We start from the raw sequence: 25,003 nt of genomic DNA on the forward strand, positions 1-25,003 counted from the left end.
CGGTCGAAGCGGGCGCCGGGCCTTGTGAACGGGCGGCATATAAGGAGGCGTCTCCGCCCCTGTCAAGCAAAGCTCGCGGGCAGCAGCGGTTTTCGCACCAGGGGATTTCCGGACGACTCTCCAAGGCCTTGCGCATGTATCCGCCGGTCGTCGAGGGCCACAGGCCGACATGTGCGCCAGGAGCGACGGCTAGGCAATGCAGTTCACAAGAGGCTCATTTCGGCTGCACGTTCGGATTGCCGCCGGGGCTGCCGGGCGGCGGGATCACCGGCGTCGTGCCGCCCTCCGGGGTCGGCGCGTGCATCTCCGGATCGACCCCGCTCGGCGGACACAACACACCGTTGGTCTTCGCCAGCTTGTCGCCGAGCGGCTCGCCGGCACTGCCGGTGGTGATGCCGTCGGGCGTCGCCGTCGCGCGGGCATTCGGCGCACAGGCGGCATTCGCGTCGGAGGCCGGCGCCGTCGCCTGCGGAGGTGTGGCCGCCGTCGGCGGCGCCTGGGCGTGGGCCGCAGCCGCGGCCGAGACCAGTGCGAAGGAGAGGAACAAGGATTGCCTGATGCTCATGGCGGGGCAACGCAAACCCCGCGTTCGCGTTCCGCGCGGATGGCGTGGCAAAGCGCACGGCCAGAGGATCTGGCGGTCAGCCCTTGCGGTAGCGAATTAGCGAGAAGTGTCCGAGCGGTGGCATCGGCCGGCGCTCGGCCAGCGTGACGCCGCCATGCTTTGCGGCCCAGTTCACCAGTCGGGCCCAGGGGAACTCCGGCCGCCAGCCGAGCCGGCGCGCGATCGGCGCGAAGGCGAGCTCGAAGATGCGGCGCGGGCCGCTCTCGGCGCCGATATGGTTGACCAGGATCAGCTCGCCGCCCGGCTTCAGCACGCGGATGAAATCATCGAGCGTCGCTTCGGGATCCGGCACCGCGGTGATGACGTATTGCGCGACCACCGCGTCGAAGAAATTGTCGGGAAACGCGAGATGCTTCGCGTCCATCACCGCGAGCGTCTCGACGTTGAAGAGCTTCAGCTCGCGCACGCGGGCCTGCGCCCGCCGCAGCATCGGCTCGGAGATATCGACGCCGCAGATCTTCGTGGTCCGGGCATAGTCCGACAAGGACAGACCGGTGCCGACGCCGACGTCGAGAATGCGGCCGCCGATGCGATCGGCTTCCGCGATGGTCGATTGGCGGCCCTGATCGAAGACCTTGCCGAACACCAGATCGTAGATCGGCGCCCAGCGCTCATAGGCCTTTTCGACCCCCGCGCGGTCGATGTCCCCCATGCCCCTGCCCCGAATGATGGATGCTGATCAGCCGCGGACCGGCTCGGCCACGCGCTGCGGCCTGATCACGTTGCCGCCCAAGCTGCTGCTTTCCGCAACAGCGCTCTGGATGAAGCCGCCACCGAGCACGCGGGCGCGGCCGGACGCGGCATCGTAGAACACGCAGGCCTGGCCCGGCGAGACGCCCTCTTCGCCGGCGACCAGCTCGACCTCGTAACGGCCGTCCGCACCGCGCAGCCAAGCCGGCTGCGGCGGCCGCGTCGAGCGCACCCGCACGAACAATTCGAGGCCCTCGCGCGCGGCGGCGTCGAGCGCGCCGTCACCGATCCAGTTGACCTCGCGCAGCGTGATGCGATGCGTGCGCAGCGCCTCGCGCGGGCCGACCACGACGCGGCGGGTGGCGACGTCCAGCTTGACGACGTAGAGCGGCGCGCCGGCAGCGATGCCGAGGCCCTTGCGCTGACCGATCGTGTAGTTCGCGATGCCCTGATGCACGCCGAGAACGCGGCCATTGAGATCGACGATCTCGCCCGGCTCCATCGCGTTCGGGCGCAGCTTGCCGATGATGTCGGTGTAGCGGCCGGTCGGCACGAAGCAGATGTCCTGACTGTCGTGCTTGTCGGCGACCTCCAGTCCGAAGCGGCGCGCGAGCTCGCGCACCTCCGGCTTGGTCATGTCGCCGAGCGGAAAGCGCAGATAATCGAGCTGCTCGCGCGTGGTCGCGAACAGGAAGTAGCTCTGGTCGCGATCGCTGTCCGCCGCGCAAGTGAGCGCGCGCGATCCGTCCGCCAGCCGCCGCGAGGCCACGTAGTGGCCGGTGGCGAGCACGGAGGCGCCGAGCTCGCGCGCGGTCTTCAGGAGATCGCCGAACTTGATGGCGCGGTTGCACTCGATGCACGGCACCGGCGTTTCGCCCGAAGCGTAGCTGGCGGCGAAATTGTCGATCACCGACTCGCGGAAGCGGTCTTCGTAGTCCAGCACGTAATGCGGGATGCCGAGGCGCTCGGCGACGTTGCGGGCATCGTGGATGTCCTGGCCGGCGCAGCACGCGCCCTTGCGGTGCGTCGCCGCGCCGTGATCGTAGAGCTGCAGGGTGATGCCGACGACGTCGTAGCCTTCCGACTTCAGCAGCGCGGCCGTCACCGAGGAGTCCACGCCGCCGGACATGGCGACGACGACCCTGGTGTCTTCAGGACGGCCTTCGAGATCGAGACTGTTGAGCATGATCCGGTCACTGCGATCGCGGCGTCAGGCAACGGGTTCCCGGCGCGGGAACGCCTCGCATGCGCCGTCTTTGCGGATGGCTTGCTTCGGGCGATCTCCGGACAGGATGTCCTGATCGGAAACAACACGAAAGCATCTGTCTCTAATATAGGCGCACTTCCTGCGAAGCAATTGCGCCGGTCGCAGATGCCGGCGGCAAATCTTGCCGGCCGGGCAGAAATGGCGAGGACGCGGCGGCGGATCCGCGCCGCGATCGATTCCATAAGAAATTGAATTTATTGACTATTTTCAGTGGCGCCGGCTTGGCCCGCTCCTTGCTGAACTGCTTGGTCGAGTTCATCGCGAGAGGGTCCAAGGTGTTCAGCGTCACGTCAGACATCCAGGCAGGCACGGTTCTCAAGACCACGGCGCCGAGACAGTCCCGTCAGGACGCTCCGCAGCCGTCCGACAGCTTCTCGGCGCTGGTCGACGCCGCGACTCCGGATCCGTCGACAGCGTCGCCGCCCACCTCCGCGTCGCCGTCACCGCGCGCCGGCAGCGCTTCCACCCCGAGCCGCGAACCGGCGCGGGCCGGCGACGCCGATCGCACCACCCAGGCCAGGTCGCAGGACAAGCCGGCGGACAAGGCCGACGGCAGCACTGCGGGCGCCGACGCCAGCGGTCCCGATACCACGGCCGACGCGACCACCGGCACGCCGACCAAGACCGATGCGGCCGGGACCGCCGACGGAAAGACCAGCGACGGCAAGACGGGCGACAAGAAGGACGGCGATCAGGCCAGCACGGATGCGAGCGCTGCGACGACCGCTATAGCCGAGCAGACCGTGGCCGTGCCGACGCCGGTCGCCGTCGCCATCCAGCCCGACATCACCCTCGCCAACCCCGCCACCGGCGATGGCACGGCGGGCGGCGACGGCAAAACCAATGCGCCCGGCGCGACCGCGCCCGTCGGAGTAGCCGGTGTTGGCCCGCAGGGCTCGGTCGATGCCGCGGCAGGTCTGCTGGCGGCCGCAGCCAAATCCACCGGGGCGGCCAAGGATGCCGACGGAGCCGGATCCACCGCGACGGCGCCCGAGACGGCAGCGGCGGCCTCCGGCGACGCTGCCGCGTCTGCCGATCAGACCTTCACCGCCGCGCTCGATACGGCCGTTCCCGGCAGCACCAAGACGACGGGCAAGCCGGGCACACAGATTAAGACGGGGCTCGCCGACGGCGCAGCCGGCAAGGTCACCGAACCGGGCAATGGCAACGTCCAGTCCACTCAGCAGCCGGGCCAGGGCGCGCTCGCGCAACAACCCGCTGTTGCAGCCAAGCCGGACTCCGTCGAGGCCGGCGACGGGAAGGCGAACGGCAATTTGCAGGCACCGGCCTCACATGATCGCAACGCCGCGCCGACGACCAGTCAGACCAACGCGCCGGCGCCCGATCCGAGTGCACAGGCCACGGCCGCCGCGCAGCCCCAGCTGTCGACGCCGGCCGCATCGACCAGCCAGATCACCGCGGCCAACCTGACCGCGACGGCCGCTACGGCGGCCGCTGTGCCGCTTCATGGGCTTGCCGTCGAGATCGCAGCCTCCGCGCTCAACGGCAAGAGCCGCTTCGAGATCCGACTGGATCCGGCCGAGCTCGGCCGCATCGACGTCCGCATCGACGTCGACCGCAATGGCCAGGTGACCTCGCATCTGCGGGTCGAGAAGCCGGAGACGCTGGCGATGCTGCAGCAGACGGCGCCGCAGCTCCAGCAGGCGCTGCAGGACGCCGGCCTCAAGAGCAACAACAGCGGATTGCAGTTCTCGCTGCGCGACCAGAACTCGTCCGGCCAGAATGGCGGCGATTATCAACAGAATGGCAACGCACAACGCCTGATCGTGACCGAGGACGAAAACGTCCCGGTCCAGCTCGCCGGACGGTCCTATGGACGGATGTTCGGCGCGCAAGGCGGCGTGGATATCAGGGTTTAACAGGAGGCTTCCATGGCAATCGGCGACGCGATCACGTCAAGCCCGCCAGTCTCGGGCACGACCAACACCAATTCGTCAACCGGCAACAACAGCCTCGGCTCGAGCACAGGCTCGACGATTGCTGGCAATTTCCAGACCTTCCTGACGCTGCTGACGACGCAGTTGCAGAACCAGAATCCGTTGGATCCGCTGGACACCAATCAGTTCACCCAGCAGCTCGTGCAGTTTGCCGGCGTCGAGCAGCAGCTCAAGACCAACGACCAGCTCGCATCGCTGCTCACGATGCAGCAGGCGACGCAGGCGACCCAGGCGCTGGCCTTCGTCGGCAAGACCGCCGTGGTCAGCGGCTCCACGACGACCATGGCCAGCGGAAAGGCGAGTTGGGACCTCAGCATCCCCAAGGACTGCAACCTCACCGTCAACATCACCAACAGCGTTGGCCAGACCGTCTTCACCGGCAAATATACCGCCAGCGCCGGCAACAATCAGACCTACAACTGGAACGGCCAGGGCAATGACGGCACCCAATGGCCGGACGGGCAGTACAAGATCACGACGGTCGCGACCGATGTGACCAATGGCAGTCCGGTGGCGATCTCGACCCAGGTCCAGGGCACCGTGTCCTCGGTCGACCTGACCCAGCAGCCGCCGTTGCTGACGATCGGCGGCCAGACCTACACGGTGAACCAGATCCAGCGGATCGTGAGCTAGCTCCCACCCCATCTGAACCGATCCCGGCTGGACTTGAACAAGCTCAGCCGCCGCGGCGACCTGTCAGCGTAAGCGCCGGAAATTCTTAACCAATCATTCACCACGATTCCGCTCCCGGGGCGCAGCGCCACCGGAAGTGGCGGCGTTCGCGCGCAACGCCGGATTCGCGCCCTCGGCTTAGGCAAATTTTAAGCGAGGCGGCGTAGGGTCTTACCGTGAGTTCAGTGGTTAAGAGTTTGTGAGTACGCCATGACAGAACCCCATCGCCCGAGGGTGAAATACGTCATCGGGCCTGACGGCAGCCCACTCACCATCGCGGATTTGCCTGCGCCAGGCACCAAGAGGTGGGTCATTCGCCGGAAGGCTGAAGTCGTTGCCGCCGTTCGCGGCGGCTTGCTGTCCCTCGAGGAAGCGTGCAGCCGCTACACCCTGACCGTCGACGAATTCCTGTCGTGGCAGTTCTCGATCGACCAGCACGGTCTCGCCGGCCTGCGCACCACCCGAATTCAGCAATATCGCCAATAGATCGTTGCCGACACGACGGGATTTCTTCGAAAATCGGCTTGGCCCTGCCAAGCCGATTTTTTGCATGTCTACACTTTGTTAGGACCCTTTAACCACCGTTAACCATATCGAAACCTTCCCATAGGCAATAATTGCCCAGTGGTTCGATTCAACCTCCGCGCCCCGTCCCGCGAACGGCGGGGCAGCGGCCGACATCGGATCGCCACCTGGAATGCGGGTGCTGGTGAAGGTTAAGGATTGAATTTCGCGATCGATGCAACCGGCCGTAAAGGCCCGCGAAGCTCAAATCACCTTTCAGCGGCCACCCGTCGAATGCCGAACTATGGGGCAGTTGCTTGCAAGGTCTCTTGGACTTCCTGAAGGGTTTGGGCGCCGCGCGGCTCACCGCCATGATCGCAGTCACCGCTGCCTTAATCGGCTTCTTCGGCTTCGTCATCATGCGCGTGACCGCGCCGCAGATGACCACCCTCTTCACCGACCTGACAATGGAAGACTCCTCCAGCATCATCAAGGATCTGGAGCGGCAGGGCATTCCCTTCGAGATGCGCAATGAAGGCAGCGTGATCCTGGTGCCCAAGGACAAGGTGACCCGGCTGCGCATGAAGCTCGCCGAGGGCGGCCTGCCCAAGGGCGGCGGCGTCGGCTACGAGATCTTCGACAAGTCGGACGCGCTGGGCACCACGAGCTTCGTCCAGAACATCAACCATCTCCGCGCGCTCGAGGGCGAGCTCGCCCGCACCATCCGCGCCATCGACCGTGTCCAGGCGGCGCGCGTCCATCTCGTCCTGCCGGAGCGGCCGTTGTTCTCGCGCGAGACCCCGGAGCCGTCCGCCTCGATCGTCGTGCGCGTGCGCGGCACCCTCGAGCCGGCGCAGATCCGCGCCATCCGCCACCTCGTCGCCTCCGCCGTCAACGGCCTGAAGCCGCAGCGGGTGTCGATCGTCGACGAGGCCGGCCAGCTGCTTGCCGACGGCACCCAGACCGACATCGACCAGCAGGTCGGCGACGAGCGCCGCAACGCCTTCGAGAAGCGGATGCGCAAGCAGGTCGAGGACATCGTCTCCTCGGTGGTCGGAGCGGGCCGCGCCCGCGTCCAGCTGTCCGCCGACTTCGACTACAACCGCATCACCCAGACCTCCGACCGCTACGATCCGGAAGGCCGCGTGCTGCGCTCGAGCCAGACCCGCGAAGAGCAGTCGGCGACCAACGAGAACAACGGCCAGGTCACGGTCAACAACGAGCTGCCCGGCAACCAGCAGAACGCGCCGCCGCAACAGCCGCGAGACCAGAGCAAGAAGACCGAAGAGACCAACAATTACGAGATCTCCCGGACCACCAAGACCGAAGTCACCGAGGCCGGACGGGTCAACCGCATCTCGGTCGCGGTTCTGGTCGACGGCGCCTACTCGAAGAACGAAAAGGGCGAGCTGGTCTATCAAGAGCGCAGCAAGGACGAGCTCGACCGCATCGCCGCACTGGTCCGCTCCGCCATCGGCTTCGACCAGAAGCGCGGCGACCAGGTCGAGGTGGTCAACCTGAAATTCGCCGACGCTCCCGCCGTGCCGCAGATCAACGAGCCCACCGGCTTCCTCGGCATGCTCCACTTCACCAAGGATGACGTCATGTACGTCATCGAGCTCGCGGTGATGATGCTGCTCGGCATCGTGGTCGTGTTCATGGTGGTGCGGCCGCTGGTGAAGAAGATCATCGCCAGCGAGGAGATCGCCGCCCCGGGCGGCGGCCTGCCGGCCCTCACCGACGAAACCATCCAGGCAGCCGCTCACGCCCAGCAGACCGCCAACATGATCGACGTCGCCCAGGTCCAGGGTCAGGTCCACGCTCAGTCCGTCCACCGGGTGGGCGAGCTGGCCGACCGCAACCCGGGCGAAGCCGCCGCCATCATCCGCCAGTGGCTCGCCGAGCCGCAGAGCTGACCCGATCGACGTGAACCGCCTGAACTGAAAAGAACGTAGACGCCATGTCGCTGCCGCAGACCCAGAACGCCAACGCCAACAACAACGACATTTCCACGGTCATCGCGACCTTGGCGAGCCGCCAGGCGCAGCGCGAGAAGACCGAACCCTTGAGCGGCCCGCGGCGCGCCGCCGTGATGATGCTCGCGCTCGGCGAGCAGTATGGCGGCAAGATCTGGCAGCAGCTCGATGACGACGAGGTACGCGAACTGTCGCTGGCGATGTCGACGCTGGGAACCATCGAAGCCGACGTGGTCGAGGACCTGATGCTCGAATTCGTCTCGCGCATGTCGGCCTCGGGCGCGCTGATGGGCAATTTCGACGCCACCGAGCGCCTGCTGCAGCAATACCTGCCGCCGGAACGCGTCAACGGCATCATGGACGAGATCCGCGGCCCCGCCGGCCGCAACATGTGGGAGAAGCTCTCCAACGTCCAGGAAGAGGTGCTCGCCAACTATCTCAAGAACGAATATCCGCAGACCATCGCGGTCGTGCTGTCCAAGCTGAAGCCGGAGCATGCCGCCCGCGTGCTCGCGATCCTGCCCGAGGACATGGCGCTCGACGTCATCGGCCGCATGCTGCGCATGGAAGCGGTGCAGAAGGAGGTCATCGAGCGCGTCGAGCAGACCCTGCGCGTCGAGTTCATGTCGAACCTGTCGCAGACCCGCCGCCGCGACGCCCACGAGGTGATGGCCGAAATCTTCAACAATTTCGACCGCCAGACCGAGACCCGCTTCATCACGTCGCTCGAAGAAGAGAACCGCGAATCGGCCGAGCGCATCAAGGCGCTGATGTTCACCTTCGACGACCTGATCAAGCTCGATTCCGCCTCGGCGCAGACCCTGCTGCGCAATGTCGACAAGGACAAGCTCGGCGTGGCGCTCAAGAGCGCCAACGAGGAGGTCCGCAACTTCTTCTTCGGCAACATGTCGTCGCGCGCCGCCAAGATGCTGCAGGACGACATGGCCGCCATGGGGCCGGTGCGGCTGCGCGACGTCGACGAGGCGCAGGCCCTGCTCGTCAATCTCGCCAAGGACCTCGCCGCAAAGGGCGAGATCATGCTCAGCAAGAACCGCGCCGACGACGAACTGGTGTATTGATGGCTCAGCCTGCGAAATTCCTGTTCGATACCGACTTCGCCGCGCCGGAGAAGACGACGCGGGAGCGTGCAGCCACGTCCGCGGAAATCGCACAGAAGGTCGCGGCCGCCGAAGCCGCCGCCTATCGCAACGGCTACGAGGCGGCACAGCGCGAAGCCAAGGTCGAGGCCGACCGCCGCGTCGCCTCGGCGCTGGAGCAGATCAACATCCAATTGCAGGGCATCTCCGCCCGCTTCGAAGGCATCGAGCAGCGGATGGAAACCGAGGCCGTCGATGTCGCGGTCGCCGTCGCCCGCAAGCTGTGCGCGGCGCTGGTCGAGGCGGAGCCGCTCGGCGAGATCATTGGACTCGTGCACGACTGCTTCGCGCATCTGGTTGCCACGCCGCACCTCGTGCTGCGCATCAACGAGACGCTGTACGAGCTCGCCCGCGAGAAGATCGAGAAGCTCGCCAAGCAGAGCGGCTTCGAGGGGCGCCTCGTGATCCTCGCCGAGCCGGAGATCGCGACCGGCGACTGCCGTATCGAATGGGCCGATGGCGGCGTCGTGCTGGAGCGCGCTGCGATCGACGCCAAGATCAACGAGCTGGTCGGACGCTACATGGCGTCCAAGAAGAACTAGGCCGCTGTGGTGGCCGAGGGAGTTAAGTCATGAGCGACAACGAGATCCCGCTTCCCGACCTCAATGCGGCGGACGCGCCTCCGCTGGGCGGGGACGTCGGCTACAACGAGGAAGAGCATGCCGCGCGCATCGCGGCCGACCTCGAGGCGGTGTTCGACGTCCCGGTTCAGGTCTCGGCCGTGCTCGGCCGCTCCAAGATGGATGTCGGCGAGCTCCTGAAGCTCGGGCCCGGCACCGTGCTCGAGCTCGACCGCAAGGTCGGCGAGGCGATCGACATCTACGTCAACAACCGGCTCGTGGCACGCGGCGAGGTGGTTCTGGTCGAAGACAAGCTCGGCGTGACGATGACCGAAATCATCAAGTCCGACCGCAACTGACAGACATGACCTGCGTGCCGATCGAGAGCGGCACGACCGAATAGGAGACCAACATGCGGCTTCTCATCGTCGGAACGCTGAAGGGCCAGCTGACGACGGCCACCAAGATCGCCATGGAGAACGGCGCCACCGTCACCCATGCCGAGGACAACGAGCAGGCGATGCGGGTGCTGCGCGGCGGCAAGGGCGCCGACCTGCTCCTCGTCGACGTCGCGCTCGACATCCGCGACCTGGTGATGCGGCTCGATGCAGAGCACATCCACGTGCCGATCGTCGCCTGCGGCATCACCAGCGATGCACGCGCCGCGGTCGCCGCCATCCATGCCGGCGCCAAGGAATACATTCCGCTGCCGCCGGATCCCGAACTGATCGCCGCCGTGCTCGCCGCCGTCGCCAATGACAGCCGCGACCTCGTCTATCGCGACGAGGCGATGGCGAAGGTGATCAAGCTCGCCCAGCAGATCGCCGGCTCCGATGCCTCGGTGATGATCACCGGCGAGTCCGGCACCGGCAAGGAGGTGCTGGCGCGCTACGTCCACACCCGCTCGGCCCGCGCCAAGCGTCCCTTCATCTCGATCAACTGCGCCGCAATCCCTGAGCACCTCCTGGAGTCCGAGCTGTTCGGCCATGAGAAGGGCGCCTTCACCGGGGCCGTCGCCCGCCGCATCGGCAAGTTCGAGGAGGCCAATGGCGGCACGCTCCTGCTGGACGAAATCTCGGAAATGGACGTGCGGCTGCAGTCGAAGCTCTTGCGCGCCATCCAGGAGCGCGTGATCGACCGCGTCGGCGGCACCCGCCCCGTCCCCGTCGACATCCGCATCATCGCGACCTCCAACCGCAACCTGGCCGACGCCGTGCGCGAGGGCTCGTTCCGCGAGGACCTCTTGTTCCGGCTCAACGTCGTGAACCTGAAGATCCCTCCCCTGCGCGAGCGCCCCGCCGACATTCTCGAGCTGGCGCAGCATTTCGCGCGCAAATATTCCGAGGCCAATGCCGTACCGCTGCGGCCGATCTCGGCGGAGGCCAAGCGCATCCTCACCACCAACCGCTGGCCGGGCAACGTGCGCGAGCTGGAGAACACGATGCATCGCGCGGTGCTGATGGCGCAGGGCGACGAGATCGGGCCGGATGCCATCCTCACGCCCGACGGCACCCGCCTCGACATCGGCAAGACCCAACCCGCCGTAGCGCATGCTACGATGGCGGCGGAGCAGGTCACGCGCGCCTTGGTCGGCCGCACGGTCGCCGATGTCGAACGTGACCTGATCCTGGAGACCCTGAAGCACTGCCTGGGCAATCGGACACATGCGGCCAATATCTTGGGCATCTCGATCCGCACGTTGCGCAACAAGCTCAACGAATATGCCGACGGCGGCGTGCCGATCCCGCCGCCGGGCTCCGGCGATACGCCGCGCATGCCGAGCCCCGTATAATCTGCCTATCCGGTTCGTTCTCGGCGGCGCGCTGGCCCTCGGCGCGCCGCTTGCCGTTTCGCCGGCTGATGCCGCAACGCGCGGCGTGCTGTCAGGCTGCTGGGAGCAGACGTCGCACGCACCGCTCGTCAATCCGTCGTCGGGTCAGGAATGGGGCGCCCGGAGCTGGTGCTTCGCAGGCAAGGGCAAGCTGATCTCGCGAACGGTTGCCTGTGGCAGGGAGGGCTGCGACGGCTGGGACAACGAACGCAGCTATCGCTGGCGGCCGCCCACCCTGTCGCTATCAGATGTCGAGACGTCGCCGGATGGCGGACACATCAAAGTGTGGCGCCGCTGCCGCGTGCAGTTTCTGACCGACGATTGGATGCAGCTACAGGACTGTGAACAGTCCCCGGATCCGTGGGTTCGCGAGAATACGCCGGCGCGTCGTCGCCGGGCACAGCCTCACGAATAGTTCGGCGCCTCGGGATTGCGGAAGATGTGAATGGGATCGCCGGGCGTGAACTCGCGCTGCGTCAGCACGGCATAGGCATAGAGCGCGAGATACAGGATCGCGGCCGTGCCGATCAGATAGAGCGCCCAGGTTCCGATCCGTTTCATCAGCTCCGCCGCAAACACCGCCTCAAGGCCGCGGTGCTTTTACGGCGTCCAGCTTCGGGACGCCACCCTGCGGCCAACCGCCGCTCACCGCCTAGGGCTCGTCCTGCGGATCGGGCCCGCCGAGGGGGGCGAGCCGGGCCACGTCCTCGTCGCGGTCGACGTGCACATAGCCGCCATGCCAATATGCCAGGGCTGCCGATTGCGGCGCCACCTCGACATGCACCACGCGGCCGATCACGATGCCATGAGAGTGCCGCTCGATGATCTCCTCGACCTCGCAGTCCAGCGCGGCGAGTGCCCCGACCAGGAGCGGCACGCCGGTCACGTGCTTGCGCCACTCCGCGCCGGCGAACCGCTCGGCGCCTCTGAGACCGCCTTTACCCGAGAACCGCTCGGCCACGCCGATCTGGCCCGCGGCGAGCAGATTGGCGCCGAAAACACGCTCCCGCTGCAGGATCGGCCATGACGAGGCGTTCCGATTGAGGCTCACGATCACGGACGCCGGCTCGATGGAGAGCGATGACAGCGAACTCACCGTCATGCCAGTGACCTCATCGCCGCGCCCGACGGTGATCACGCTCACGCCGCCGACCAGCTGGCGCATCGCGGAGCGGAAATCGGGCTGAAGCGCGGAGGCGTCGGGCATGAGGCGGACGATGGAGTTCATTGCGATATTCTCTCCTAACCCGCCGCGCCCGGTCCAAGCAACTGGCCCAGGATCGAGCCTTCCTGCGCCGCAAGCTCCGCAGAGCCACGCTGGCGCGGGCGCGGCAGATCGACCACGATATCCTCGGCGATCCGGCCATTCTCGATGACCAGAACCCGGTCGGCCAGGGCCACGGCTTCCGCCACGTCATGGGTGACCAGGATTGCGGTGAAGGTTTGATCGGCCCAGACCCGCTCCAGCAGCCGCTGCATCGCGATCCGCGTCAGCGCATCGAGGGCGCCGAGCGGCTCGTCGAACGCCAGCAGGCGCGGACCGCTGACGAGCGCGCGCGCCAGCGCGACGCGCTGCTTCTGGCCGCCGGACAGCACCGCCGGCCATTGGTCACGCTTGTCGGCGAGACCCACTTCCTCCAGCGCCTGCCGCGCGCGCTCATGGGCGCCGGCGGCCTTGCGCTCGCGGCCGAGGCCGACCTCGACATTGCCGAGCACCCGCGCCCACGGCAGCAGCCGCGGTTCCTGGAACATGACGCGGACGTCCTCGGGCCGCGCCGCGGCTTCACCGAAGCTGATGCTGCCCGACGTCGGCTTGTCCAGACCTGCGATCAGGCGGAGCAGCGTGCTCTTGCCGCAGCCACTCTGACCGACGATCGCCACGAACTGACCGCCCGGAATCTCGAGATCGATGCCGCGCAGCACCTCGTTGTCGCCGAACGCCTTGCGAAGGTCGCGGATCACCAGCGGCAGGCCGCGCGTGGCGGGTTTGGCCGGGGTCACGCCGGGCTTCCTCGCGTGGCGGAAGGCCTCGGCATGCCCGATCACGTCAGTGCCGTCGATCGCCTCGACGCCGGACACGGGAATTCGGAGCGCTTGCTGCATTTACGAACCTCAATGTTTGCTGAAGGCCGGATGCCAGGACAGCGTCGTCCGTTCCAGCACCCGCGAAGCGCTGTCGGCGACCTTGCCCAGCAGGGCGTAGATCAGGATGGAAAGCACGACGACGTCGATCTGCATGAACTCGCGCGCCTGCATCGCCATGTAGCCGAGGCCCGAAGACGCCGCGATCGTCTCGGCGACAATCAGGGTGAGCCACATGATGCCGAGCGCGAAGCGCAGACCGACGAAGATCGACGGCAACGCACCGGGGAAGATCACGCGGCGAAACAGTTCGCCGTCGGTCATGCCGTAGACGCGGCCCATTTCAATGAGTTGCGGATCGACGGTGCGAATCCCGTGCAGCGTGTTGAGGTAGACGGGGAAGAACACGCCGAGGGCCACCAGGAACAGTTTTGCGCTCTCGTCGATGCCGAACCACAGGATGACCAGCGGGATCAGCGCCAGATGTGGCACGTTGCGCACCATCTGCAGCGTGGTGTCCGTCAGCTTCGCCGACAGCTGCGACAGGCCATTGGCGAGCCCGAAGGCGAAGCCGATGACGCCACCGATCAAGAAGCCGATCGAGGCGCGCCAGAAGCTGACCCAGATGTTACGGCCGAGTTCGCCTGATAGCAGCAGCTTCCATCCGGCGCGTGCGACGTCGGTCGGCGCCGGCAGTACCCGCGGCGACACCAGGCCGGCGACCGAGGCCGCCTGCCAGATCATGATGATCGCGAGCGGCACCAGCCAGGGGATCAGCGCATCCGCGCGCGGCACCACGAGCTTGCCGACCTTGGGAAGACTTTCGATCAGGCTCATGACTGCGAGGCTCTCTGCAACGGACGATGCTCGTTGGCGATGGTCTCACCGAATGGGCCGGTGTTGGTGCGCAGTTTGGTCACGTTGCCGGCCTGCTCGGACACGTTCAGCCCAAGCTTGGGAAACACCAGCTCGGCGAAGCGGTAGGCTTCTTCGAGATGCGGGTAGCCGGACAGGATGAAGGTGTCGATGCCGAGCTCCTGGTACTCGCGGATGCGCGCCGCGACCGTGTCGGGATCGCCGACCAGCGCGGTGCCGGCGCCGCCGCGGACGAGGCCCACGCCGGCCCACAGATTCGGGCTGATCTCGAGCTTGTCGCGCCGGCCGCCGTGCAGCTGCGACATGCGCTGCTGGCCGACCGAATCCATCCGCGCAAAAATCTTCTGTGCCGAGGCGATGGTGTCGTCGGTGACGTGCTTGATGAGGTCGTCGGCGGCGACCCACGCCTCCGCGTTGGTCTCGCGCACGATCACATGCAGGCGGATGCCGAACGACAGCCTGCGGCCACGGCTGTCGGCGACTGCTCTCACATTGGCGATCTTCGCCGCGACATCTGCCGGCGGCTCGCCCCAGGTAAGATACTTCTCGACCGTATCGACGGCGACGTCGATGCCGGCATCCGACGAGCCTCCAAAGAACAGCGGCGGGCGTGGCGACTGCACCGGTGGGAACAGCAGCCGGCCATCCTCGACCTTGATGTGCTTGCCGGCGAAGTTGACGGATTCGCCTTCGAGCAGCGCGTTGTAGACGGTGAGAAACTCGCGGGTGACCTCGTAGCGCTCCTCATGCGACAGGAAGATGCCGTCGCCCTTGTTCTCGACCGGATCGCCGCCGGTGACGACGTTGACCAGCAGGCGACCGTTGGTGACGCGGTCGAGCGTCGCGGTCATGCGCGCGGCCACGGCCGGCGATTGCAGACCCGGACGCACCGCGACGAGATAGCGCAGCTTCTCGGTGAATGGCGCCACGGCCGACGCCACGATCCAGGAATCCTCGCAGCTGCGTCCCGTCGGGATCAGCACGCCGTAATAGCCGAGCTGATCGGCGGCCTGCGCCACCTGGCGCAGATAGTTGAAGTTGACCTCGCGGCCGCCTTGCGAGGTGCCGAGATAGCGGCCGTCGCCATGGGTCGGCAGGAACCAAAGCACATTGGGCTTCGACGAAGCGTTGCTCATGTCGTTCTCTTTCGGATTTGAGTGGCGGGACAGCCGTCAGGTGGACGGCGTCCATTTCCAGACGATGTCGGCGACGTTGACGGCTTTGGGAATGAGGCCGACACGGGCGAAGCGGTCGGCGACGGCCTGCTGGCTCTTGATCACTTCGTCGTCGATCGGCACGACGCTATAGACCGAGCGGTCGACGAAGCGCTTGACCGCCTCAAGATCGACGCCGGTGGCCTCGGCCTGCGCCTTGGCGACCTCCTCGTGATGGCTGTTGGCCCACACGCCTTCGGCGGCGAAAGCCGCGTTCAGCCTGGCGACGACGGCCGGATACTTTTCGACGAAGTCGGAGCCGACGATGTAGAATGAGTTCGGCTTGTGGACATCCTTGTCCCACACGATCACGCGCGCATTCTCCTTGAGCTCGGCAAGCGCGAGATACGGATCCCAGATCGACCAGGCATCGACCGAGCCTTTGACGAAGGCGGCGGTGGCATCGGCGGGCGCGAGCGGCGCCGGCGTGATGTCGGTCCAGGACAGGCCCGCCTTCTCCAGCGCGGCGACCAGGAGATTGTGCGCGCTCGAGCCCTTGCCGAAGGCGACGCGCTTGCCTTTGAGATCGGCGAGCGACTTGATCGGCGAGTCCTTGGGCACGATGATCGCCTGGCTGCTGCCGTTCTGCTTGACGGCCGCCGCGTAGCGGATCTTGGCACCGGCGGCCTGCGCGAAGATCGGCGGCGCGTCGCCGACATAGCCGAAATCGACGCTGCCGACATTGATGGCCTCCAGCAGCGGCGGGCCGAACTGGAAGTCGACCCAGACGATGTCGATGCCGACGGGCTTGAACGTATCCTCGATGGTGCGGCGCGCCTTCACCGCCGGGAAGAAGCCGCCCTTCTGGGTGCCGATGCGGATCTCCTTCGGCTTGTCCTCGGCGCGCAGCGGCGCCGCTGAGGCCATCACCGCAGCCGATGCCAACGACAATTTCAGAAAATCACGACGCTTCATTGCCCTCTCCGACCAAGACTGCATCCGCATTGATGCGATGCACGGAATGATGGTGGCAGGCGCAACGCGTGTCGAGCGTCCCGGAAAAATAGCGATGCGGGTCCTATCGGCTTACGGCCGGAGGGGATGTTCGTATCGAGACCGCGGCGCAGAGCAGCGAGAATTTCTCGCAAGCAAAGCTGCGATCACGCGTCTTCACAGCCCGTCAACCAAGAGCTCAGTGGGGACCGGCGCGACTCCGCTCTGGCGGTGCGCCGGTGTGCGCGGGGTTCCGCCCGCTTGATCCAGGTCAACGCCGGTTTCCGGAGCCTTCTTAAACATAAGATCAGGCGCGGCCCGGATGCCGCAATCCCTCCTGAACTGAACCTCCCCTAGCAGAGAATTCTCTCATGTCGCTCGTTGGCGGCGATGCGAACGCGCGTGCGCGTCGCAGACGCATGGAAATTGTTGCCTTCCTGTTTCTCACCGCTGTGCTGATGCCCGCGCTCGCGGTCGCCACCGTCGGCTCCTACGGGCTCACGGTCTGGGTTTACCAGATGATGGCCGGGCCACCCGGGCCGCCCGCGGCGCACTGATCGGAAGGACCCCGCCATGCTCTCACACCGCACCTCCCTCGACCGCCGTGCTCTGATCACCGGCCGAGTCCTCACCGCCGATCCCGTCGTCGCACTGGCCAAGGGCGAGATCGCCAGCATCATCGTGCAGACCCGGCCCGAGCAGCTCGACCGCGTCGAAGCCGACATCCTCGCGCTGTCCGGCTGCGAGATTCACGGCCGCGACGCACGCGGCAAGCTGATCGTCGTCGTCGATGCGCCCGATGCCGGCGCGCTCGGCGCCACCATGAACCGGATCGGCCTGCTGCCGCACGTGCACTCCGCCTGCCTCGTCTTCCACGCCATCGACGCCGGCTAATCACACGAGACACCAATGACCGACATGAAGATCGATCGTCGCCAGATGCTGAAGCTGGAAGCCGCCGCGATTGCCGCGGCCGCCGCCGGCATGCCCGGCAGCTCGCTTGCGGCGAACCTCGTCACCGAGCGCGAAGCCAGCGAGCTGAAATGGGACAAGGCCGCCTGCCGCTTCTGCGGCACCGGCTGCAGCGTGATGGTCGCGACCAAGGACAACCGCGTCGTCGCCACCCATGGCGACATCAAGGCCGAGGTCAATCGCGGCCTCAACTGCGTCAAGGGCTACTTCCTCTCGAAGATCATGTACGGCCATGACCGCCTGACGCATCCGATGCTGCGCAAGACGAACGGCAAGTACGACAAGAACGGCGAGTTCACCCCCGTCTCCTGGGACGAAGCGTTCGACGTCATGGCCGCGAAGTACAAAGACGCGCTGAAGAAGCGCGGTCCCTCCGGCGTCGGCATGTTCGGCTCGGGACAGTGGACGATCTGGGAAGGCTACGCTGCGTCAAAGCTGTTCAAGGCCGGCTTCCGCTCCAACAACATCGATCCGAATGCGCGGCACTGCATGGCCTCGGCCGTCGCCGGCATGATGCGCACCTTCGGCATCGACGAGCCGGCCGGCTGCTATGACGACATCGAGGCGACGGATGCGTTCGTGCTGTGGGGCTCCAACATGGCGGAGATGCATCCGATCCTGTGGAGCCGCGTCACCGACCGGCGCCTGTCGGCGCCGCATGTCAAGGTCGCTGTGCTCTCGACCTTCGAGCATCGCTCGTTCGACCTCGCCGACATCGGCATGGTGTTCAAGCCGCAGACCGATCTCTATCTCCTCAACGCGATCGCCAACCACATCATCAAGACCGGCCGCGTCAACAAGGAGTTCGTCCAGGCGCATACGGTGTTCAAGAAGGGCCAGACCGACATCGGCTACGGCCTGCGCCCGGAGCATCCGCTGCAGAAGAAGGCCACCGGCGCAGCCAAGGCCAACGACGCCACCGACATCTCGTTCGACGAGTATGCCAAGTTCGTCTCCGACTATACGCTGGAGAAGGCCGCCGAGATGTCCGGCGTGCCGCTGAATCGGCTCGAGGCGCTGGCCGAGCTCTATGCCGATCCGAAGACCAAGGTGGTCTCGTTCTGGACCATGGGCTTCAACCAGCACACCCGCGGTGTCTGGTGCAACAACCTCGTCTACAACATCCATCTCCTGACCGGGAAGATCGCAGAGCCCGGCAACAGCCCGTTCTCGCTGACCGGCCAGCCCTCGGCCTGCGGCACCGCGCGCGAGGTCGGCACCTTCTCGCACCGCCTGCCCGCCGACATGGTCGTCACCAACAAGGAGCACCGAACCAAGGCCGAGCACATCTGGCAGTTGCCGGAAGGCACGATCCCCGACAAGCCGGGCTATCACGCCGTGCTGCAGAGCCGGATGCTGAAGGACGGCCTGCTGAACGCCTATTGGGTGCAGGTCAACAACAACCTGCAGGCCGGCCCCAACGCGAACGAAGAGACCTATCCGGGCTTCCGCAATCCGGACAATTTCATCGTCGTCTCCGACGCCTATCCGTCGGTCACCGCGCTCGCCGCCGATCTCATTTTGCCGACGGCAATGTGGGTGGAAAAGGAAGGCGCCTATGGCAATGCCGAGCGCCGCACCCAGTTCTGGCACCAGCTCGTGTCGGCACCGGGCGAGGCACGCTCGGATCTCTGGCAGTTGATGGAGTTCTCCAAGCGCTTCAAGATCGAGGAGGTCTGGCCCGAGGAGCTGATCGCCAAGAAGCCCGACGTGCGCGGCAAGACGCTGTTCGACGTGCTCTACAGGAACGGCCAGGTCGACAAGTTTCCGCTCGACCAGATCGAGCCGGGCTATGCCAACGACGAGTCCAAGGCGTTCGGCTTCTACGTCCACAAGGGCCTGTTCGAGGAATACGCCTCGTTCGGCCGCGGCCATGGCCATGACCTGGCGCCGTTCGAGGCCTATCACCGGGAGCGCGGCCTGCGCTGGCCGGTGGTCGACGGCAAGGAGACGCGCTGGCGGTTTCGCGAGGGCTCTGATCCTTACGTCAAGGCCGGCACCGGCGTGCAGTTCTACGGCTTCCCCGACGGCAAGGCGCGCATCTTCGCTTTGCCCTACGAGCCGCCGGCGGAATCGCCCGACAAGGACTATCCGTTCTGGCTGTCGACGGGACGCGTGGTCGAGCATTGGCATTCCGGCACGATGACGCGCCGCGTGCCCGAGCTCTACAAGGCGTTCCCCGAAGCCGTCTGCTTCATGCATCCGGACGATGCCGAGGCCGCGAACTTGAGGCGCGGTGACGAGGTCAAGGTCGCCTCGCGCCGCGGCTTCATCCGCGCCCGCGTCGAGACCCGCGGCCGCGACAAGCCGCCGCGCGGCCTCGTCTTCGTGCCGTGGTTCGACGAGTCGAAGCTGATCAACAAGGTGACGCTCGACGCCACCGATCCGATCTCGCTGCAGACCGACTACAAGAAATGCGCCGTGCGCATCGAGCGGGTGTGACCATCATGATGAGAAAAATCGCTGTCATGCTGATCGCGGCCAGCGTTGCGGCCGGATCGAGCGCCCTGCTCGCCCAGAGCGTCTCGTCCTCGCTGCGCGGTCCTGCGCCGCTCAACGACGAGGGTCCTGCGCCGCCGATGCAGCCGATGAAGAACACCGCCGAGAAGGAGGTGCGCAACTATCCGGAGCAGCCACCGGTGATTCCGCATGCCATCGACGGCTATCAGGTCGACATGCAGGGCAACAAATGCCTGTCCTGCCACGCCCGGGCGCGCACGGCGGAGTCGAAGGCGCCGATGCTGTCGATCACCCATTTCATGGATCGCGACGGCCAGTTCCTGGCGTCGGTGTCGCCGCGGCGCTACTTCTGCACCCAGTGCCACGTGCCGCAGAGCGTCGCCAATCCGCCGGTCAGCAACGACTTCGTCGACATCGACACGCTGCTGGCGCACGACAGGCCGGGGGGCAAGCGATGAGCAGCGCCGACATCCCGGAGGGCGCCAAAGCGCCCGTCCCCGAAAAGCGGCTCGGCCTTGCCGGCCGCGCCTGGCAGTTCATTCTCGACCTCATCGACGTGCTGCTGAAGCCGAGCTCCGTGTTCGGGCTCGGCGTGCTGGTGCTCGCCGGCTTCCTCGCCGGCGTCATCTTCTGGGGCGGCTTCAACACCGCGCTGGAGATCACCAACACCGAGAAGTTCTGTACCGGCTGTCACGAGATGCGCGACAACGTGTTCGCCGAGCTGAAGACGACCGTCCACTTCTCCAACCGCTCCGGTGTGCGCGCCAGCTGCCCGGACTGCCATGTGCCGCACAACTGGACCGACAAGATCGCGCGCAAGATGCAGGCCTCCAAGGAGGTCTGGGGCCATCTGTTCGGCTCGATCGACACCCGCGAGAAGTTCACCGACCGAAGGCTGGAACTGGCGTTGCACGAATGGGCGCGCTTCAAGGCGAACGACTCGCTCGAATGCCGCAACTGCCACAGCGCGCAGTCGATGGACATCACCAAGCAGTCGCCGCGCGCCGTCGAAGCCCACCAGCGCTTCCTCTTCACCGGCGAGAAGACCTGCATCGACTGCCACAAGGGCATCGCGCATCACCTGCCGGACATGCGCGGCGTCCCGGGCTGGCAGTAGGCTTCCTCTGGAGGGGAACGAGCGATCGCCGCAGGCACGCTGTGCCCCCTCCCCCGCTTGCGGGGGAGGGCTAGGGGTGGGGGGCGCCACACGGGCAGTCCCGCCGGAGCGTTCCCCCACCCGCATCGCATCTTCCGATGCGATGCGACCTCCCCCGCAAGCGGGGGAGGCGTGGACCCATTCACATCGAGCGCTTGATCTCTCCCCGTCAGCCCTTAGGTTCACGGAATGTCCCCGAGTCGCCGCGCGGCTCCATTTCGTTGAGCCATGACCACCTTCTCCCCGCATCAGGATTCCGCCCTCAAGGCCGTCGGCGACTGGCTGAAAGCCAAGCCAGGCAAGAACGGCACGCCGCAGGTGTTCCGGCTGTTCGGCTATGCCGGAACCGGCAAGACCACGCTGGCCCGCCACATCGCCGAAGACGTCGACGGCGAGGTCAAGTTCGCGGCCTTCACCGGCAAGGCGGCGCTCGTGATGCGCAGCAAGGGCTGCGACAATGCCTCCACCATCCACTCGCTGATCTATCGCGCGCAGGAGAGCGGCGAGGAGCAGCCGAACTTCGAATTGTGGGACGACGCGCCGGCGTCCAAGGCCAAGCTGATCATCATCGACGAATGCTCGATGGTCGACGCCGATCTTGGCCGTGATCTCCTGTCCTTCGACTGCCCGTTGCTGGTGCTCGGCGATCCCGCGCAGCTGCCGCCGGTCAAGGGCGGCGGCTTCTTCACCGAGAGCGAGCCCGACGTGATGCTCACCGAGGTGCATCGCCAGGCCAAGGACGATCCGATCGTGCGGATGTCGATGGACGTGCGCGAAGGCAACACGCTCGACATCGGCCGCTACGGCGAGAGCGAGGTGGTGGAGCGCCGCGAGCTCGATCCGTCGCGCGTGATGGAGGCCGACCAGGTGCTGGTCGGCCGCAACGCCACCCGCCGCGCCTACAACAACCGCTTTCGACAGCGCCTCGACATCGAGGACGCCCTCCCCGTTGCCGGCGACAAGCTGGTCTGCCTGCGCAACAACCGCAAGAAGGGCCTGTTCAATGGCGGGCTATGGCGGGTGAAGTCGCGCGCGACCTCGAAATCCAAGATCGTGACGATGCGGGTCGCGCCCGACGAGGATCTCGGACGCAAGGTGACGAAAGTCTCGGTGCGCGGCGAATGCTTCGGCGGCGGCATCGAGGACATCCCGTGGGAGCAGCGCAAGCCTTACGACGAGTTCGACTACGGCTACGTGCTGACCGTGCACAAGTCGCAGGGCTCGCAATGGGACGACGTCGTGCTGTTCGACGAGAGCTTTGCCTTCCAGGAGAGTCGCGCCCGCTGGCTCTACACCGGAATCACACGGGCCGCGAAGCGGCTGTCGATCGTGGTGTAACGCCGGCTTTACCGCGCGAGACGATTTCGCTCGCCTCGCTGGTACCCACCTGCGGCCGGTTGATCCACGTCAACCTGACGCAGGGTCCTTGGCGGATAAAAATCGATTCACATCTCTGTTAAACCAACAGCAGGCAGCGGAATCGCATGGCAAAGTCCAGGACCACGAAAGCCAAGGCCTCCAATGGTCAACGCATGAAGCGCGCAGCCGCCACCGTGCACGCCCCGCGCCGGCAATCAGCTGCGGGGCTCGATCCGATCGCCCAGTCGCTGGTCGACGAACAGATGCAGGCTGCGCAGATCACCGGGCTATCGGCGTTCGAGACCGTGCTGAACGGACCGCCGGCACTCGACGCCGACAGCGCACCGATCAGGGCCATGCTGGACGGCGCAGCACCCGACGATGCCAAGCTGATGAAGGCGCTGATCGAAGGCAAACAAACCAAGCGCGACAGGCGCCACACCTCCGACGAGCTCGCCGACAATTGGCGCCAGGGCGGCTACCCCTACAAATACCGGATGTATCGCAAGGACTACGAGGAGCAGAAATTCATCCTGCAGACCGAACTGCTGAAGCTGCAAAACTGGATGAAGGATGCGCGGCAACGCCTGGTGCTGCTGTTCGAGGGCCGCGATGCCGCCGGCAAGGGCGGCACCATCAAGCGCTTCATGGAGCATCTCAATCCGCGCGGCGCCCGCGTCGTGGCGCTGGACAAGCCGAGCGACGTCGAGCGCGGCCAATGGTACTTCCAGCGCTATGTCGAGCACCTGCCGACCGCCGGCGAGATCGTGCTGTTCGACCGCTCCTGGTACAACCGCGCCGGCGTCGAGCGCGTGATGGGCTTCTGCTCGCAGGCCGAATATGACGAGTTCCTGCGCCAGGTGCCGGAGTTCGAACGCAACCTCGTGCGCAGCGGCATGCACCTGATCAAGTTCTGGTTCTCGGTCAGCCGCGAGGAGCAGCGCCGCCGCTTCAAGGAGCGCGAGGCGCATCCGCTGAAGCAATGGAAGCTGTCGCCGATCGACACCGCCTCGCTCGACAAATGGGACGACTACACCCGCGCCAAGGAGGCGATGTTCTTCTCCACCGACACCGCCGACTGCCCGTGGACCGTGATCAAGTCCGACGACAAGAAGCGGGCGCGGCTGAACGCGATGCGCTGCGTGCTGCATTCGCTGCCCTATGCGGGCAAGGACGTCTCACGCATCGGCCAGGTCGACGATCTCATCGTCGGCCGCGCCAGCGTCATCCACGAGCGCGAGGAGCACGCCAACTGAGGCGACGCGCTCAGCGCCGATGACGTCGATGCGGCCCCACGCGATCGGCCGGAGGCATCGCTGCATTTGCATTCGGAAAGGCCGACGTGCCACGGCGGGCCAGTTCCGCCTGCGCCGCCGGCGTCAGCGCGCCGCCATTGAGCACGTCGCGTTCGGGATGCATGGCCGCATAGGCCGCCGGCTCGGAGAATTGGGCCGATGCCGCGGTGGCCGCCAGCGTCGACATCAGCAGAGCTGCCGCCAGGCTCCTGAATGCGATCATAATTGGTCTTCCCTGTTGCGCACCAGTTCGCGCAGGCGATGATGTAGGCAGGCGAAAGCGGCATCCCAATCACGACCGCGCGAGCCGACGGCCGTTCGTGATCGCGCCCATCGCTCGGACGTAGCGCGGCAGCCGCTGTCCGGGCAGCAGATCATAGGGGCGCCTTCCGGGCGACGCGTCATCGCCGCTGCGGCAGCCGATCATACGGGCGGAGATGAGCCGGCGGCGGAAACACGAGCACCGCGCCGGAGGCGCGCACCAGGCCCATTCGTCCCGCCGGCGTCAGTGCGCCGCCGTTGAGCACGTCGCGATCGGGATACATCGCCTGAAACGCCCCCGGCTCCTGCTCGCCGTAGAACCAACCCTGCGCCGATGCAGGCGCGGCAGTCGCCATCGACAGCAGCACGGCTGCCGCCTTCGATTTCCACATTGTCATGATTGTTCTCCAGGTTCTCAAGAGGCGGAGAGCGCGCACTCGATTGATCGATGCCCTGGTCAGGGCCCTGCCGGTCGAGGCGCGACCGCCTCTGTATTGACCATCGGATGGAGGAAATATTCGCGGCGTCCCGCCGCGCCGGCATCACGACCGCGACAATGGAATGACATCATGGTTCGAGGATCGGCGAAGCGTGATGGGATCGTGACCTGGCGGGTTGGACGTCGCGCGTCGCGCCGTCGACGATATCGACTATGGTGAATCTCGTAGCTGCCCACCCATGCATGAATCACTGCACCTTCCTCGCATGCGGCAGCGCCGTTCGGCCCGTCGGGCAAATCGGCCGGCGACGACAAAAGCTGTCAAGGTCTTCTGAAAAACATAAATCATTTCGCGCCGTGCCCAAATCAGGCTTATGATGCCTGCGTTTCGTTGCACGGCAGGGGACGTATCGCGATCGTCACGGACGTTGGCAGCGAAATGCGATGGATGCGGCATGTTGCAGCGGGTGAAGCGCCTGCGGACGAACGGCATGGCGCGGACGGCGAAAGCGTGTGGTCCTGGCCTCCCGACGCTGAGGCCAAGCTGGCGGTGATGATCCGCCGGCGACGGGGGCAAGACAGCCGGTCCCCGGGGAGAGCACGTATAAGCGTTAAAACCATCGCGCAGGGAGGGCCGGAGGCGGATTCAATTGGTCGTCGCAACACTCGATGAGGAGGTTGCGATGGGCATTCGAAAGAAACGGTCAACGCGGGGC

The 25,003-nt window shown here is 66.1% G+C and carries 27 protein-coding genes; 15 read left to right on the plus strand and 12 right to left on the minus strand.

The window, feature by feature from the left end; all coding sequences use genetic code 11:
• Nucleotides 1-214: 214 nt before the first annotated feature.
• From QW861_RS14975 to QW861_RS14990, 4 genes are all read right to left on the minus strand, one after another.
• Nucleotides 215-565 carry a hypothetical protein gene (locus QW861_RS14975; protein WP_316172597.1) on the minus strand — a complete coding sequence of 117 codons (351 nt, stop codon included), beginning with the start codon at nucleotides 563-565 and terminating at the stop codon, nucleotides 215-217.
• Between the two features lie 76 nt (nucleotides 566-641).
• Nucleotides 642-1,277, minus strand: a complete 636-nt coding sequence (locus tag QW861_RS14980; RefSeq protein ID WP_316172598.1) for a class I SAM-dependent methyltransferase — start codon at nucleotides 1,275-1,277, stop codon at nucleotides 642-644.
• Between the two features lie 27 nt (nucleotides 1,278-1,304).
• Entirely contained in the window at nucleotides 1,305-2,501 is a 1,197-nt protein-coding gene (gene mnmA, locus QW861_RS14985; protein WP_315714172.1) for a tRNA 2-thiouridine(34) synthase MnmA, read from the minus strand.
• A 142-nt stretch (nucleotides 2,502-2,643) separates the two neighbouring features.
• A complete protein-coding gene (locus QW861_RS14990) occupies nucleotides 2,644-2,871 on the minus strand; it encodes a hypothetical protein (protein ID WP_316169303.1) in 228 nt (75 codons plus the stop codon).
• Between QW861_RS14990 and QW861_RS14995 the strand changes: the two genes are divergently transcribed.
• From QW861_RS14995 to QW861_RS15030, 8 genes are all read left to right on the plus strand, one after another.
• Nucleotides 2,858-4,462, plus strand: coding sequence for a flagellar hook-length control protein FliK (locus tag QW861_RS14995; RefSeq protein WP_316172599.1), 1,605 nt, complete (start codon nucleotides 2,858-2,860; stop codon nucleotides 4,460-4,462). The genes QW861_RS14990 and QW861_RS14995 overlap by 14 nt on opposite strands.
• Before the next feature lie 12 nt (nucleotides 4,463-4,474).
• Entirely contained in the window at nucleotides 4,475-5,173 is a 699-nt protein-coding gene (locus QW861_RS15000) for a flagellar hook assembly protein FlgD (protein ID WP_315750102.1), read from the plus strand.
• Between the two features lie 249 nt (nucleotides 5,174-5,422).
• Nucleotides 5,423-5,698, plus strand: a complete 276-nt coding sequence (locus QW861_RS15005) for a DUF1153 domain-containing protein (protein ID WP_002714638.1) — start codon at nucleotides 5,423-5,425, stop codon at nucleotides 5,696-5,698.
• Nucleotides 5,699-6,033: 335 nt separating this feature from the next.
• Entirely contained in the window at nucleotides 6,034-7,632 is a 1,599-nt protein-coding gene (gene fliF, locus QW861_RS15010) for a flagellar basal-body MS-ring/collar protein FliF (protein ID WP_315750101.1), read from the plus strand.
• Between the two features lie 44 nt (nucleotides 7,633-7,676).
• Nucleotides 7,677-8,771 carry a flagellar motor switch protein FliG gene (gene fliG, locus QW861_RS15015; protein WP_315714167.1) on the plus strand — a complete coding sequence of 365 codons (1,095 nt, stop codon included), beginning with the start codon at nucleotides 7,677-7,679 and terminating at the stop codon, nucleotides 8,769-8,771.
• On the plus strand, nucleotides 8,771-9,391 hold the full coding sequence (locus QW861_RS15020; RefSeq protein ID WP_315714166.1) for a FliH/SctL family protein: 621 nt from the start codon (nucleotides 8,771-8,773) through the stop codon (nucleotides 9,389-9,391). The genes fliG and QW861_RS15020 overlap by 1 nt, the downstream gene beginning before the upstream one ends.
• Nucleotides 9,392-9,420: 29 nt before the next feature.
• Entirely contained in the window at nucleotides 9,421-9,768 is a 348-nt protein-coding gene (gene fliN, locus QW861_RS15025; protein ID WP_015669138.1) for a flagellar motor switch protein FliN, read from the plus strand.
• Between the two features lie 53 nt (nucleotides 9,769-9,821).
• Complete coding sequence (locus tag QW861_RS15030; protein WP_315714165.1) at nucleotides 9,822-11,201, plus strand: sigma-54 dependent transcriptional regulator; 1,380 nt, start codon at nucleotides 9,822-9,824, stop codon at nucleotides 11,199-11,201.
• 444 nt (nucleotides 11,202-11,645) lie between these two features.
• On the opposite strand, the gene QW861_RS15035 is transcribed toward QW861_RS15030, so the two are convergent.
• The 6 genes from QW861_RS15035 to QW861_RS15060 all read right to left on the minus strand — a co-directional run bounded on the left by QW861_RS15035 (nucleotide 11,646) and on the right by QW861_RS15060 (nucleotide 16,327).
• Nucleotides 11,646-11,801: a hypothetical protein gene (locus QW861_RS15035; RefSeq protein ID WP_316193223.1), complete on the minus strand. Its 156-nt coding sequence runs from the start codon at nucleotides 11,799-11,801 to the stop codon at nucleotides 11,646-11,648.
• A 91-nt stretch (nucleotides 11,802-11,892) separates the two neighbouring features.
• Entirely contained in the window at nucleotides 11,893-12,468 is a 576-nt protein-coding gene (locus tag QW861_RS15040) for a flavin reductase family protein (protein ID WP_316193224.1), read from the minus strand.
• A gap of 14 nt (nucleotides 12,469-12,482) precedes the next feature.
• Entirely contained in the window at nucleotides 12,483-13,343 is an 861-nt protein-coding gene (locus tag QW861_RS15045) for an ATP-binding cassette domain-containing protein (RefSeq protein ID WP_315750097.1), read from the minus strand.
• A gap of 9 nt (nucleotides 13,344-13,352) precedes the next feature.
• Nucleotides 13,353-14,159 carry an ABC transporter permease subunit gene (locus tag QW861_RS15050; protein ID WP_316176094.1) on the minus strand — a complete coding sequence of 269 codons (807 nt, stop codon included), beginning with the start codon at nucleotides 14,157-14,159 and terminating at the stop codon, nucleotides 13,353-13,355.
• Nucleotides 14,156-15,334: an FMNH2-dependent alkanesulfonate monooxygenase gene (gene ssuD, locus QW861_RS15055; RefSeq protein ID WP_315827660.1), complete on the minus strand. Its 1,179-nt coding sequence runs from the start codon at nucleotides 15,332-15,334 to the stop codon at nucleotides 14,156-14,158. The genes QW861_RS15050 and ssuD overlap by 4 nt, the downstream gene beginning before the upstream one ends.
• Nucleotides 15,335-15,370: 36 nt before the next feature.
• Nucleotides 15,371-16,327, minus strand: a complete 957-nt coding sequence (locus QW861_RS15060; RefSeq protein WP_315714159.1) for an aliphatic sulfonate ABC transporter substrate-binding protein — start codon at nucleotides 16,325-16,327, stop codon at nucleotides 15,371-15,373.
• 389 nt (nucleotides 16,328-16,716) lie between these two features.
• Between QW861_RS15060 and napE the strand changes: the two genes are divergently transcribed.
• The 7 genes from napE (at nucleotide 16,717) to ppk2 (ending at nucleotide 23,548) form a co-directional block, all read left to right on the plus strand.
• A complete protein-coding gene (gene napE, locus QW861_RS15065) occupies nucleotides 16,717-16,902 on the plus strand; it encodes a periplasmic nitrate reductase, NapE protein (RefSeq protein ID WP_315714158.1) in 186 nt (61 codons plus the stop codon).
• 16 nt (nucleotides 16,903-16,918) lie between these two features.
• Nucleotides 16,919-17,239, plus strand: coding sequence for a chaperone NapD (locus QW861_RS15070; protein ID WP_315714157.1), 321 nt, complete (start codon nucleotides 16,919-16,921; stop codon nucleotides 17,237-17,239).
• A gap of 15 nt (nucleotides 17,240-17,254) precedes the next feature.
• On the plus strand, nucleotides 17,255-19,759 hold the full coding sequence (gene napA, locus QW861_RS15075) for a nitrate reductase catalytic subunit NapA (RefSeq protein ID WP_315750092.1): 2,505 nt from the start codon (nucleotides 17,255-17,257) through the stop codon (nucleotides 19,757-19,759).
• Nucleotides 19,760-19,764: 5 nt separating this feature from the next.
• Nucleotides 19,765-20,235 (plus strand): nitrate reductase cytochrome c-type subunit, encoded by a 471-nt coding sequence (locus QW861_RS15080; protein WP_315714155.1) that lies wholly within the window; start codon nucleotides 19,765-19,767, stop codon nucleotides 20,233-20,235.
• Entirely contained in the window at nucleotides 20,232-20,894 is a 663-nt protein-coding gene (locus QW861_RS15085; RefSeq protein WP_315714154.1) for a NapC/NirT family cytochrome c, read from the plus strand. Before QW861_RS15080 ends, QW861_RS15085 begins: the two co-directional genes overlap by 4 nt.
• Nucleotides 20,895-21,161: 267 nt before the next feature.
• Nucleotides 21,162-22,271 carry an ATP-dependent RecD-like DNA helicase gene (locus QW861_RS15090; protein WP_315733892.1) on the plus strand — a complete coding sequence of 370 codons (1,110 nt, stop codon included), beginning with the start codon at nucleotides 21,162-21,164 and terminating at the stop codon, nucleotides 22,269-22,271.
• Nucleotides 22,272-22,417: 146 nt separating this feature from the next.
• On the plus strand, nucleotides 22,418-23,548 hold the full coding sequence (gene ppk2 / locus QW861_RS15095; protein ID WP_315750091.1) for a polyphosphate kinase 2: 1,131 nt from the start codon (nucleotides 22,418-22,420) through the stop codon (nucleotides 23,546-23,548).
• A 10-nt stretch (nucleotides 23,549-23,558) separates the two neighbouring features.
• On the opposite strand, the gene QW861_RS15100 is transcribed toward ppk2, so the two are convergent.
• Nucleotides 23,559-23,810, minus strand: coding sequence for a hypothetical protein (locus QW861_RS15100; RefSeq protein ID WP_315750090.1), 252 nt, complete (start codon nucleotides 23,808-23,810; stop codon nucleotides 23,559-23,561).
• A 178-nt stretch (nucleotides 23,811-23,988) separates the two neighbouring features.
• On the minus strand, nucleotides 23,989-24,246 hold the full coding sequence (locus QW861_RS15105) for a hypothetical protein (RefSeq protein ID WP_315750089.1): 258 nt from the start codon (nucleotides 24,244-24,246) through the stop codon (nucleotides 23,989-23,991).
• Nucleotides 24,247-25,003: the final 757 nt, after the last annotated feature.

The organism is Bradyrhizobium sp. SZCCHNRI1029 (assembly GCF_032487555.1).
Classification (GTDB): Bacteria; Pseudomonadota; Alphaproteobacteria; order Rhizobiales; family Xanthobacteraceae; genus Bradyrhizobium.